The sequence below is a fragment of the Microbacterium sp. NPDC055357 genome, from assembly GCF_053644835.1.
Map to the genome: position 1 here is coordinate 1 of NZ_JBSHLZ010000005.1, position 13,346 is coordinate 13,346.

At 67.5% G+C, this 13,346-nt stretch carries 8 protein-coding genes; 5 read left to right on the top strand and 3 right to left on the bottom strand.

Annotated features, from left to right (window positions below):
* Positions 1-128: 128 nt before the first annotated feature.
* Positions 129-278, bottom strand: a complete 150-nt coding sequence (locus tag ACWICD_RS08335; RefSeq protein ID WP_454139908.1) for a hypothetical protein — start codon at positions 276-278, stop codon at positions 129-131.
* A 115-nt stretch (positions 279-393) separates the two neighbouring features.
* Positions 394-2,535 carry a CocE/NonD family hydrolase gene (locus ACWICD_RS08340; RefSeq protein WP_376127654.1) on the bottom strand — a complete coding sequence of 714 codons (2,142 nt, stop codon included), beginning with the start codon at positions 2,533-2,535 and terminating at the stop codon, positions 394-396.
* 228 nt (positions 2,536-2,763) lie between these two features.
* On the opposite strand from ACWICD_RS08340, the gene ACWICD_RS08345 reads away from it, so the two are divergent.
* On the top strand, positions 2,764-6,804 hold the full coding sequence (locus ACWICD_RS08345) for a family 78 glycoside hydrolase catalytic domain (protein WP_454139909.1): 4,041 nt from the start codon (positions 2,764-2,766) through the stop codon (positions 6,802-6,804).
* A 201-nt stretch (positions 6,805-7,005) separates the two neighbouring features.
* Here ACWICD_RS08345 and ACWICD_RS08350 read toward each other — a convergent pair whose 3' ends face one another.
* Entirely contained in the window at positions 7,006-8,013 is a 1,008-nt protein-coding gene (locus ACWICD_RS08350) for a LacI family DNA-binding transcriptional regulator (protein ID WP_376127657.1), read from the bottom strand.
* 147 nt (positions 8,014-8,160) lie between these two features.
* Here ACWICD_RS08350 and ACWICD_RS08355 point away from each other — a divergent pair, with 147 nt between their 5' ends.
* From ACWICD_RS08355 to rhaS, 4 genes are read left to right on the top strand one after another with little or no spacing between them, the layout of a single operon-like run.
* Positions 8,161-9,681, top strand: coding sequence for a sugar ABC transporter ATP-binding protein (locus ACWICD_RS08355; protein WP_376127659.1), 1,521 nt, complete (start codon positions 8,161-8,163; stop codon positions 9,679-9,681).
* The gene (locus ACWICD_RS08360) at positions 9,678-10,724 is read left to right on the top strand and encodes an ABC transporter permease (protein WP_376127661.1); all 1,047 of its coding nucleotides are present in this window, start codon (positions 9,678-9,680) and stop codon (positions 10,722-10,724) included. The genes ACWICD_RS08355 and ACWICD_RS08360 overlap by 4 nt, the downstream gene beginning before the upstream one ends.
* Entirely contained in the window at positions 10,721-11,800 is a 1,080-nt protein-coding gene (locus ACWICD_RS08365; protein WP_376127663.1) for an ABC transporter permease, read from the top strand. The genes ACWICD_RS08360 and ACWICD_RS08365 overlap by 4 nt, the downstream gene beginning before the upstream one ends.
* Before the next feature lie 45 nt (positions 11,801-11,845).
* Entirely contained in the window at positions 11,846-12,895 is a 1,050-nt protein-coding gene (rhaS, locus tag ACWICD_RS08370; protein ID WP_376127772.1) for a rhamnose ABC transporter substrate-binding protein, read from the top strand.
* Positions 12,896-13,346: the final 451 nt, after the last annotated feature.

Sequence of the window (13,346 nt, forward strand, 5' to 3'; positions counted from 1 at the left end):
AGCGCCGATGGTACTGCAGGGGGGACCCTGTGGGAGAGTAGGACACCGCCGGACTTCTTTCGAGAAAGGGCCACCCAATGCTGGGTGGCCCTTTCGCGTTTCTGCAGGTCGCGCGCGGCGTGTGAACCTCACGCGGGGGCGTCGTCGGGGTCGAGGGCCTTGAGCGTGTCTTCTTCGACGGGGTTGTCGGCTTCGAGCTCGTCTTCGGTCGTCTCGTCGCCGCCGATCGGGGCGTCCTGCTCGATGGGCTGGTCTTCGGCGCGTCGCTCTTCGTCCATGGAGTGAGGCTACGACGGCGCACGCGTCGCGGGCAGGGGCTTGACGTGCGCTGCGCGCGCGAGCAGGGGCGGGGAAGCCACGCGGCATCCCCGCCCCTGGTCACTCTGCGGCGGACTAGCCGCCGACGGGGAACCCTCCGAACGGAGCCGTCTCGGTCCCGGTGAACGAGACGCCGTCGACGGTTCCGGTCACCGTGACCGTCGCCTCACCGGCCGGCACCGATGCCAGACGCGTGTTGATCGATACGGCGACCGACGTGCCCGGCGCGACGTTCGTGAACGTCTTGCTGCCGTAGGCGGTCGAGACCGTGAGGTCCACGGGAACCGAATCGCGGTTCGTCGCCGACACCGACAGGTAGACCTTGCCCGCGAGTGCTCGCGGCGTCGTCTCGGCCGTGACGTCCAGACCCGCGTTCACCGAGAAGGTGCCCTCGATGCCGGTCAGCCGGCTGGTGTAGCTCGAGAGGTAGCGCGTCAGGAACGGTGCGGGGGCACCGTGCGTCTCCTGGTCGTTCTCCACGCTCATCAGCGGCAGCGACAGCGTGGGGTCGCTGACCGTGATGGTCTCGCCCGAGCCGCTGCGCGGCCAGCTGCGGGTGTAGTTGGTCCCGATGCCGACGGCGAGCTGGTGTCCCTCGAGCAGGGTCCAGTCGGCATCCTTGAAGTCGAAGGTGACGGTTCCGTCGGACACCCGCGACATCTGCTCCGTGAACATCACCGCGGTGCCGTCGGGGGCGACATCCCACAGCCGCGCGAGCACGTTGCCGCTGCCCGTGGCATCGAACGAGATCGTCGGGGTGCCGGAGATGCGCGTGTCGTCGTTCAGCGGCCGCGACCAGGAGTAGTAGCCGTCTGCGTCCTCGGTGGTACGCGGCGGCACGGCGCTGCGGTTGCGGGCCTGGAAGGTGCTGCTCTCGGCCTTGACGAGGTCGCCCTTGGGGAGCAGGCTCGGGGCGTTCTCCATGTCGAACGTCGCAGCGCCCGGTGCGGCGGGGGTGCGGCCGTCGTCGTCGACGTACGAGCCGGGCTCGAGGTCGATCACGGTGGTGCGGTCGACGATGGGCCAGGTGTCCTGCGTGCGCCATGTGCCGAAGTTGTCCTGGATCATGAAGGCGGGGTCCACGATCTCGGGCTCGATGCCCCGGAGGTGCTCGTCGTAGAAGCGCATGACCTCGTCGTACCAGCCTTCGCGCCCCATCTCGAGGACACCGGCCGAGTTGCGGTCACCGCCGCGCACGTGATCCCACGGGCCGAGCCAGCCGCGCTGAACGCCCTCGTGGTTGGTGAGGTACTCGTTGAAGTCCTCGGGCTTGGTGTTCGCCTCGGTCATGCCCTGCGTGACGAACAGCGGAACCGTGGAGCCCTTCGCCTGCTCGGCGAGGTTGCGGGCGCTCCAGTACTCCGATTCCAGCTTCGACTCCCGCGCGTCCGCCAGGTTGTTCGCCAGGCACTCGGGGTGCGCGATCTCGTATGCCGCGTTGGCCTTGTACCGGTCGGTGTCGTCGGCCATGCCCTGCAGCGACGCGATCGAGTTGTAGGCGCGCGGGGTGCCGGTGACGTTGGAGCGAGGGACCTCGTTGCTGTACAGGTAGTTGTACATGTTCCACAGCGGCTCCTGAGCGACGACGGCCTCGAGCCCCTCGGGCTCCAGGTTCGCGCCGATGAGGCCGGTGACGGCATCGTAGGACTTGCCGTACAGGCCGACCTTTCCGGTCGACCATTCCTGGTTCGCGACCCAGTCCACGGCCGCGACGACGTCGGCCTGTTCGCCGGGCCCGGCGAAGTCGATGCAGCCGGTCGAGCCGCCGTATCCGCGCAGGTCGACGTAGACGACGGTGTAGCCGCGCTCCATGAGGGATCCGCCCTCGATGAGGTCGGTGAAACGGTTCGACGGGCCGGTGTGGGGGTGACGGTCGTTGCCGGACTGGCCGATGTGCCCGAAGTACGGGCCGACCGACAGGATGATGGGGGTGGGCTGGTCGAGCGGCAGGTGGACGGGTCGGAGCACATCGGCGTGCAACTCGACATCGCTTCCGTCCGAAGAGGAGAAGTAGTGCTCGGTCCAGGCGGCGCCCGCCGGGACTCGGCTGTTCTGGGCTGTCGTGATGCCCCCCGTCAGCGGAGAGTCGACGATCGTGTCGGTGGCTGCCGCCGGGGCCTCATTCGCCTGAGCGACGGCGGGGAGACTGGCCAGGACGAGGCCCGTTGTGCAGGCCAGCGTGAGGGTCAAGCGCCTGATGCGCAAATGTTCTGTCATTCCGCTGAGGCTAGGGGTGCCCGGATGCCGGGGGAAGGGTTGGCGGATGGCTCGTTACCCGGTCGTTACCTTCGGCGAGAAATGCGGCGTGAACCGGGCGTTTCGCAATGCTGCCCGCAGTGGTAGTGTCTGCATGGCGCGTGAATCGTTTCACGGATTCGAGCGCACGATGTCGCCGTCTCGACGCCCGACGAGGAGCTCGAGCGACACACCTGTCAAGGAGGACATGTGAACACTGCCCGCACCCGCCTGCGCGACTTCCTTCGCGCGCCGCTCATCGCGCTCCTTGTCGGGACGCTGGCGATCACCCTCGCGGGGGTGCCGGCGCAGTCCGCGTCGGCGGTCGAAGCCCGACCCGCGGCATCCGATCTCTCCACGAACTTCCTGCCGGCACCGATGAACCTCGACGCCGCCACGGCGCCGACCTTCCGCTGGACCCTCGCGCCCTCGCAGTCCCAGACCGCGTACCGCATCGTGGTGGCGTCGTCCGAGCAGCTTCTGGGCGATGCCGCCGACGTGTGGGATTCCGGAAGGGTCGAGTCGGGCCGCATCGGCGGCATCCCGTATGAGGGACCGGCCCTCGCCGAGGGGGAGCGGTACTTCTGGAGCGTCATGACGTGGGATGCGGCGGGCGTCGCGACGTCGTGGGCGACGACGGCGATGTTCGGCACCGGCCCGGGGGCCGATTGGTCTTCGGCGGACACCGTGTGGGTGGGCGGTCCCGCGAAGTGGGGGTCGGACTTCTCTCTGACTCTGCGTGCGCAGTTCGTGCAGCGCCACGTCACCGTCGCGTTCCGAGCGACGGACGCGAACAACTACTACCTGTGGCAGTTCCGAGGTGACGGCGTCGACGAGCTCGCCGTGCACCGCAAGCTCAACGCCGACCCGTCACCTGCCGTGCTCAAGACGGTTCCGCTCGGCGTGCAGATCGAGAACGGGGCGAACGCGAGGTTCTATGACATCCGCATCGAGGCGGAGGGCGACGTGATCCGCACCTACCTCGATGACGTCCTGATCGACACCACGGTCGACGCGACCCTGTCCAGCGGCGGGTTCGGCTTCTACACCGGCGGCTCCGAGTCCTTCATCGTCGACGATGTGCGGATGACCGACCCCGATGGGGCGGTGCTCTACGAGAACGACTTCGAGGGAACCGGGTACAACGACTTCAGCTGCGGCGCCCTGACCGGATCGGCGCTGTCCATCCCGACGGCTCAACGCGCCGGATGCATGTACTTCGGACCGTGGTCGGACTACGACCTCGAAGTGGACGTCAAGGTCTCCAACGCCGCGACGGGAATCCTGCTGCGGGCCGCGGACGCCCGGAACAACCTCATGTGGCAGATCCGCGGAGACAACTCCCGCATCGTGCCGCACACGAGGCTCAACGGCACATTCGTCGCACTGCCGCACACCACGGTGTCACCCGCGATCGGCATCGGCACGACCAACCGCATCACGATCTCGGCGCGGGGCGACACGTTCACGACATCGGTCAACGGCACACAGGTCGATTCCCGTGTCGTCCCCGGCATCCGGGTCGGCGGGATCGGATTCCGCAACGGCGGTTCGGAAGTCGGCGTCTTCTCCAACCTGCGGGTCACGAGTCCGCGCGGACAGGTCGTGTACGAGAACGACTTCCCGACCGGCGACGCGGCCTTCCCCTGCGGCAGCGCCGTCGCGGGCGAGCTGACGGTTCCGCGGTCCGCGGACTGCGTTCGTGCCGGACAGGCAGGCGTCACCGAGGAATGGGCGTTCCTGCGCGGTGAGGCGGCACTCGAAGACAAGCCGGTCGCGTGGGCGAGCCTGTTCACCAGCGGTGCCTCGACGGCTCCGGGGCGCCAGTACGTCTACCGCGTCTGGGTCAACGGAGAGTTCGTCGGCGCGGGGCCGCAGCAGCCGGCGGCAGATGAGAACCGCTTCGGAGGGTACGACGTCACGTCGCTCGTGCGCCCCGGGGAGCGCAACGCCATCGGAGCGCTCGCGCACTCGGCGCAGAGCCAGGGATTCATCGCGAAGCTCGTCGTCGAGTACCAGGACGGCACGCGACAGGTCTTCGACACGGGGCGTGACTGGACGAGCCGAGGAGGATCCGACGTGTATCCCAGCGGCGGATCGATCGGGACGTCGTACTTCCGGGCACCGGTCGAGAACCTCGACGCGCGCGTGTACCCGTTCGGATTCGCCGAGCCCGGGTTCGACGACTCCTCGTGGTCCCGCGCAGCCGCACGATTGACGCTGCCGAACCTCGCGCCGTCGACGACCGAGAACCTCGCCGAGGAGTTCCACGCTCCCGAGCGCATCGTGGAGAAGGGTCCGGGTCATTACTTCATCGACTTCGGCCGGTCCTGGCTCGGCGGAGTCCGGCTTCAGCTCGACGGCGCCGCGGGAACGCGCGTCGAGATCCGGTACGGCGAAGAGCTGACCGATCGGACGACCACCGCGAACACCGTGCGCTGGCAGATGCGCACCGGCAACAACTACCGCGACTACTACACGCTGTCGGGGCGCGGGGAAGCGCTGCAGAACTGGGGCTTCCGGGTGTTCCGCTACGTCGAGATCATCGGTTCTCCCGAGGTGGTCACCGCGGAGAACCTGCAGGCGGCCGCGCTCGTGTATCCCATGAGCGACGATGCCCGGTTCCGCGGCGACGGTGAAGCCATCGACGCGGTGTGGGAGCTGTCTCGACACACCATCGATTCGCAGAACTTCGACATCTACGGGGACTCGTGGACGAGGGAGCGCGCACCGTACGAGGCGGACGTGTTCATCCAGCTGCAGTCGCACATCTACCTCGATGCCGACCCGACCCTCGCGCAGTACTCCGTCGAGTACCTGCTGAGCAGGCGCACGTGGCCGACCGAATGGCCGATGTACCTCATCCTCGCCGCGCACGAACTGTGGCAGTCCACGGGGGACGAGTCGTTCGCCGCGGAGCACTACGACGCGCTCGTGTCGAAGCTTCCCGCTCAGTATCTCGAGGAGGAGACGGGGCTCATCCGCAAGACGTCGGGCTCGGACGGGTGCAACAGCCGGACGGACTGCGACATCGTCGACTGGCCCGCGGGGGAGCGCGACGGCTACCAGTTCCGTCAGTACAACACCGTCGTCAACGCCCTCGCCTATCGCAGCTACCGAGACATGGCCGACATCGCCGATGCAACCGGACATGCCGACGACGCAGCGCGCTTCACAGCGGTTGCCGACCGGATGCGCGAGGCGATGAACACCTATCTCTACGATCGGGATGCGGGTGCTTTCGATGACGGGATGGATGCCGCGAAGGTGCGCACCGGTCATCACGCCGTCCACGCCAGCGTCTTCGCGCAGGCGTTCGGTGTCACAGCCGATGATCAGCGAGAGACCGTCGGCGAGTACCTGGCGGGTCGCGGCATGCAGTGCAGCGTGTACTGCGCGCCCTTCCTCCTGCAGGCGCTCTACGACGGCGACCAGGGCGACGCGGCCTACGGGCTCATGACGTCGACGGGGCAGCGCAGCTGGATGAACATGATCGCGCTGGGCGCGGGCGCCACCATGGAGGCGTGGGACCCCGCGCTCAAGTCGAACACCACGTTCTCGCACCCGTGGGCGTCGTCGCCGGCGTTCATGATCCCGCGCGGTGTGTTCGGCATCAGGTCGATCGACCCGGGGTACGAGAAGTTCTCGGTCAAGCTGCAGCCGGGAGGCCTGCCCTCCGCGGATGTCAGCGTGCCCACCGTGCGCGGGCTGATCCGCGCGGCATACGCGCAGGAGGACGGCCGGACGGATCTCGGACTCCGGGTGCCGTCGGGTTCGACCGCGGTCGTGTCCGTTCCCGTCGAGGGTGCGGGAGACGGCACGCTCTTCGTGGACCGGATCGAGACGCAGGCTACGCGCGAGGGTGCGTATCTCGTGGTCGAGGTGCCCGCGGGATGCCACTACGTCAGCGCGTCGCGGGACAGTGACCCGAGCGCGGTCGATGCGGCGTGCCCGGACGGTTTCGATCTCGGCGCCGACGTGACGCCGAGGGTGCTGGGCGGCAAGACGTATCTCTCCGTCTCGGCGACGAACAACGCCACGGTGCAGGCAGACGTCGTCATCACGACGCCGTACGGGAACAAGACATTCACGAACGTGCAGCCCGGCAAAACGGTCGCCGCCTCGCTCAACTCGAGGCTCGCGTCAGTCCCCGCCGGGCAGGTGACGATCGTCGCGACGCGCATCGTCGGTGGCGAGACGGTCTCCGAGGCGAAGACCGTCCGCTACGCGGCGTTCCCTGTGAGGGAGTGATGCGAGACGTGTGAGGCTGTTCGCAGATCAGGATCTGGCGAGAATCCGCCACCATGACCGAGACCAAGTCCACTCCGCACGGGTATTCTCGGTCGGCGGCGAGCCGGCAGCAGAAGAGCGGGGATGCACGGTTCTGACCGGCATCCCCCGCTCTTCAGCGTTGGCGGGTGGCTATTGCGTCCCTTCCGGATGTGGCAGCGCCTACGTTCGGCTGGACGCCCGCACGATGAGCTCCGGCTGAATAACCGTCTGCCGGGGAATGCTCGATGGGTCTGCGGCCTCTTCGAGAAGGATGCGCAACGCGGTGCGCCCGATCATCCGGCTGGGTTGGCGAACGGACGAAAGCGGCACCGCCGCGGCCGCGGCGAACGAGATGTCGTCGAAGCCGATCAGGGTGATCTCGTCGGGAACCAGCATCCGCCCGCGCGAGACGAGCGACTGCAGCAATCCGAGCGCGATGAGATCGTTGGAGGCGAAGATCGCGTCGGGTCGCTCGCCGCGAGGACGCTCGACGATCTGGCGGCCGACGCGCACGCCCGCTTCGACGGTCGGCGACTGCGTCGGGATCACCTCGAGCTCGACGGGGGCCGGGGCGCTTTCGACGGCGATGCGCGCTCCCGCGAGCCGATCGGTCATCTGGCGCATGTCCAGCGGTCCGCCCACGAACGCGAGGCGTGTGCCTCCGCCCTCGATGAGATGAGCGGCGGCCATCGTTCCGCCGGCCACGCTGTCGACGGAGACGGAGGAGAAGCGCCCGTCGCCGCTGAAGCGATCGACCAGGACAGCGGCGATCCCGCGGGCACGCAAGCGTTCCAGCCGGGCGAGGACATCACCGTGCGGCGCGATCAGAAGGCCGCGCACCTGCTGTTCCTCGAACAGGTCGAGATAGAGATTCTCGCGCGCGGGATCGTAATCGGTGTTGCCGTACAGAATCGCGATGCTGTGTCGCGACGCTTCATCCTCGGCGCCTCGAACGACATCGTGGAAGAACGGGTTCTGCCCGTCGAGCACGACGAAGCCCACGGTCGTGCTGATCCCCGCCCGGAGCTTTCGCGCGGCATCGTTACGTATGTATCCGAGCTGCTCGATGGCCTCGGTCACGCGCCGAGCGGATGTGGCGGAAACCTCATCCGGGCGGTTCAAGACGTTGGACACGGTGCCGACGGAGACTCCGGCCAGTTCAGCGACGTCACGGATGCTCGCGCGCACGCTCTTCCTTCGACTTGAGATGCTGATCACGATCCCATCACGGACGGCGGTCGACTTGACCGACGCGATTCACATAAATAGAGTAGGGAGAAATCCCGGCTGAATCGATTCACTTTCGTCCCGACCTCAAGGGGGAGGCTACAACTCGTGGCTGAGAGCAACTTGTCGCTCGAGCCCGCGCTCGTCCTCGAGCGCGTGGTGAAGTCCTTCGGCGCCGTCCTGGCGCTGCGTTCGGGGAGCTTGACGCTGCATCGCGGATCGATCCATGCGCTGATCGGTGAGAACGGCGCCGGCAAGTCGACGCTCGTGAAGATCATCGCGGGCCTCTACCGACGTGATTCGGGCGAGTTCCTCCTCGACGGGAAGTCGGTCGACTTCACCTCGACGGCGCAGTCGAAAGAGGCCGGAATCGCGGTGATCTACCAGGAGCCGACGCTCTTCCCCGACTTGTCGGTGACCGAGAACATCTTCATGGGACGCCAGCCGACGAACGCCGTGGGCCGGATCGACCGCAAAGCGATGCGCGCGGAGGCGGCGCAGATCTTCCAGCGTCTGGGCGTCGGCCTGGACCCCGACCGTGTGACGGACGGACTCTCGATCGCCGACCAGCAGATCATCGAGATCGCCAAGGCGATCTCACTGGACGCCAAGGTGCTCATCATGGACGAGCCGACGGCGGCGCTGTCCGGTGTCGAGGTCGAGCGGCTGTTCGCGGTGGCGCGGAGTCTTCGCGATGAGGGCCGTGCGCTGCTGTTCATCTCGCACCGGTTCGACGAAGTCTTCGCTCTGTGCGACACGGTCACCGTGATGCGCGACGGTTCGTACGTCGACACGACCGCGATCGCCGATACGACCGTCGACGACCTGGTTCGGCAGATGGTCGGCCGCGATGTCACCGACCTGTTCCCCAAATTGCCCGCCGAGATCGGCGATGTCGTCCTCGAGGTCGAGGGACTGACGCGCAAGGGCGTCTTCGGCGACATCTCTTTCCAGCTGCGTGCGGGCGAGATCGTGGGCCTGGCCGGTTTGGTGGGGGCAGGGCGCAGCGAAGTCGCGCGCGCGGTCTTCGGCGTCGATTCCTATGAGTCGGGCTCCGTGAAGCTGCAGGGCGCGGCGCTCCCGAAGGGCAATCCCCGCACCGCGACGGCGCGCGGAATCGCGTTGGTGCCCGAGGACCGCCGACGACAGGGGCTCGTGCTCGATGACGGAGTCGCCCGCAACATCACGCTCGCCATCCGCGGCAAGCTCGCGAAGTGGGGCCTGATCTGGAACGGCCTGGAGAACCAGGCGGCCAAGACATGGGCCAGCCGCCTCGAGGTGAAGACGGCGGCGCTCGACGCCGAGACGGGCACGCTGTCCGGCGGCAACCAGCAGAAAGTCGTGCTGGGAAAGTGGCTCGCCACGGATCCGGTGGTGCTGATCGTGGACGAGCCGACGCGAGGAATCGACGTCGGAACGAAGTCCGAGGTTCACCGCCTGCTGAGCGAGCTCGCACAGCAGGGGTTGGCGATCCTGATGATCTCGTCTGAGCTGCCGGAGGTTCTGGGGATGGCTGACCGTGTTCTGGTGATGCGAGAGGGCCGCCTGACCGGCGAGTTCTCGCGCGACGAGGCGACACCGGAGGCCGTGATGTTCGCGGCGACCGCGGATGCGGGGGCGGCAGCATGAGCGCGACGCTGACAACTCCTCCGCCGGTGAAGCCCGGCACCAGCGGTGCCGCGAGGCTCGTGCGTCACATCGCGACGGCGCGTGAAACGGGAATCGGCATCGCCCTGGTGGTCATCGTGATCGCCGCCACCGCCGCGAACCCGAACTTCCTGTTCTCGAACGACGGATTCCGCGATCTGCTGCTGACGCCCTCGCTGCTGCTGCTGGTCGCGGTGGGTCAGGCCTTCGTCATCATCACCCGCAGCGTCGATCTCTCGGTCGGCTCGGTCGTGGGGCTGACCGCGTACCTCACGGGTCGACTGTTCATCGACTTCGAAGGCATCCCGGTGATCGTCGTGTTCATCGCGGGCGTCCTTCTCGGCGGACTCCTCGGCGCGATCAACGGCCTCCTGGTGGCGTGGGCCAAAGTGCCGGCGCTGGTGATCACGCTCGGCACGATGTACATCTATCGCGGCATCAACGTCGCATGGACCGGAAGTGACCGCATCAACGCATCGGATCTGCCGCGGGACTTCCGCGGACTCGGAACCGATCAGCTCCTCGGTGTGCCGATCCTCACGATCATCGCCGTCATCGTGCTGATCGCAGCGGCCTGGTACCTGCGCAACATCCGCGGTGGCCGCGAGTTCTATGCGATCGGATCCGACCCCGCAGCAGCCCACCTCTACGGCTTGAAGGTCAACCGCCGCATCATCACGGCGTTCGTCGTGTCGGGTGCCCTGTCCGGGCTTGCCGGTGTGCTGTATGCCGCGCGCTACGGCACCGTGTCCTCTGCGGCCGGGACCGGCTGGGAACTGCAGGCGATCGGTGCCGCCGTGATCGGCGGAGTGGCGATCGCGGGCGGCGTCGGAACCGTGTGGGGCGCCGCGATCGGTGCCTTCCTGCTGCTGACCATCAACCGCGCCCTGCCGATTCTCGGAATCGACGACTTCTGGCAGCGCGCTGTGGTCGGCATCCTCATCATCGGGTCGATCGTGCTCGACCGCGTCCTCGCGGTCCGACAGCACCGACGACTCATCGCACAACGGGAGGAGGGCCGATGAGCACCATGGCCACGGAGACCACCCCGATCCGGCTCTATCAAGCGCATGCCCGTCCGGCGTGGCGGCGCATCCTGTTCACGCGCGAGGCCGCGATCATCGCGCTCCTGGTCATCGTGATCGTGGTCGCCATGACGACCGTGCGCAACTTCGACAGCCCGCTGACGGTGACCTATCTGCTGCGTGATGTCGCGCCGATTCTGCTGATCGCGTTGCCGATGACGTTGATCATCATCACCGAGGAGATCGATCTGTCGGTGGCATCCATCGTCGGTCTGTCGAGTGTGATGACAGGCATCCTCACGCAGGCCGGGTTGCCGTTCCCCATCGCAGCGATCCTCGCGATCCTGGTCGGCACGCTGGCGGGGGCCTTCAACGGGTTTCTCGTGACCGTGGTCGGGCTTCCGTCGCTCGCGGTGACGATCGGCACGCTCGCGCTGTTCCGCGGTATCGCGGTGGGTCTGCTCGGCACGACCGCGATCACCGACTTCCCGGACGAGTGGACGGACCTCGCGAAGGCGAACATCCCGGGCACGCCGATTCCGATGATCATCATCCCCTTCGTGGTGCTGGCCATCCTGTTCGCGGTGCTCCTGCACTTCACGCCCTTCGGGCGCTCGCTGTACGCGATCGGTCTCAACAAGGAAGCGGCGCACTTCTCGGGCATCGACGTGGGGCGCACGAAGTTCATCCTCTTCGTGATGTCGGGCGCGGTCTCGGGATTCGCCGGCGTCTACTTCACTCTTCTGTACTCCAACGCCCGCGGTGACAACGCGATGGGAATGGAGTTGCAGATCATCGCTGCCGTGCTTTTGGGCGGCGTATCGATCTTCGGCGGTCGCGGTGCACTGCACGGCGTCATCGCCGGTGTGCTGCTCATCGGCACCCTCGGCAGCGCCCTGCGCCTCGCCGGTGTCACGAGCGACATCATCAACGTCATCACCGGAGTCCTGCTCATCCTCTCGGTGGTGTCCGCGAGCCTTCTCGCCTGGGTGCACAAGAGACGTGCCGCAGCCATCGGAAAGAGAAGGGGTCGACGCGTCGCTGATCGAGCGACCGCCGGCACCTCGACGCAGTAATCACAAATCCCGCGAGAGCTTCTCGCACCAAGGAAGGAAACAATGATGTTCGGATTGAAGCGCAAGCGGCGTGCTGGTGTTGTAGCCGCGCTGGCTCTCGGCGTGGCCCTGGTCGCGACGGGCTGCTCCGGTGACGGCGGCGGCACCCCGACCGACGGGGGCGACAACGGCGACGGTGACGCGAACCTGACGATCACGATGCTGCCGAAGAACCTCGGCAACCCGTACTTCGACACCTCGACCGGTGGTGCGGAAGAGGCGACGGCCGAGTTCGGCGGCACGTTCGAAGAGGTCGGCCCGACCGAGGCGTCGCCGACGTCGCAGGTGCAGTACATCCAGACGGCCGCTCAGCAGGGCGCTGGGGGACTCATCGTGTCGGCGAACGACCCCGAGGCCATCTGCGACGCCCTCGACGAGGCGCGTTCGGCCGGTGTGAAGGTCGTCACGTTCGACTCGGACACCAACCCCGACTGCCGTGACCTGTTCATCAACCAGGCCTCGAGCGAGGGCATCGCCAAGGTGCAGGCCGAGCTGATCGCGGATCAGATCGGCGGCTCGGGTGAGATCGCTGTTCTGTCGGCGTCGGCCAACGCGACGAACCAGAACGCGTGGATCGAGCTGATGGAGGAGGAGCTCGCCGCGAGCTACCCCGACATCGAGATCGTCGAGATCGCCTACGGTGACGACGACGACCAGACCTCGTTCGACAAGACTGCGGCGCTGCTGCAGACGTACCCGGAGCTGAAGGGCATCGTCTCGCCGACCACGGTCGGTATCGCTGCTGCCGCTCGCTACCTGTCGACGTCGGAGTACAAGGGCCAGGTCGCGCTGACCGGTCTGGGTACGCCGAACCAGATGCGCGAGTACGTCGAGGACGGCACGGTCACGGCGTTCGCGCTGTGGAACCCGGCCGACCTCGGCTACCTCGCCGCGTTCGCGACGGCGGCGCTCATCACGGGTGAGATCACCGGCGCCGAGGGCGACACGTTCGAGGCCGGCAAGCTGGGCTCGTTCGAGGTCGGCCCGGACAACAGCGTGCTGCTCGGAGACCCCTTCGTCTTCGACGCGGACAACATCGGCGACTTCGACTTCTAAGTCGTCCCCCCAGGGCACCCGGCGGCAGCATGACTGCTCGCCGGGTGCCCTTGCCGTGCGTGAGGGGCGGAGTGGCATTCGCGGCGCCGGGGCGTCGGGGTGCCGCTGAGCCGGGGCGCCGGGACCGTCGCGTCGATCTCCCCGGCCATTGACCGCGAGACTGCATCGGCGGGTCGAGACAGCGGGTGGGCCCCGCAGTCTCGGCGGCCTGTTGCGGTCTCGCGGTCGTGGGCGGATGCTGCGGGGGCGGCGGATGCGGCGGGGGTGGGCGGATGCGGCGGGGGCGGCGGATGCGGCGGGGGCGGCGGATGCGGCGGGGGCGGCGGATGCGGCGGGGGCGGCGGATGCGGCGGATGCGGCGGGGGTGGGCGGATGCTGCGGGCACGGGCACGGGGATCGCTTCCTCCACAGGGGGGTCTCCGGGCGGGTTGTGCACGGATTGTAATCGGGG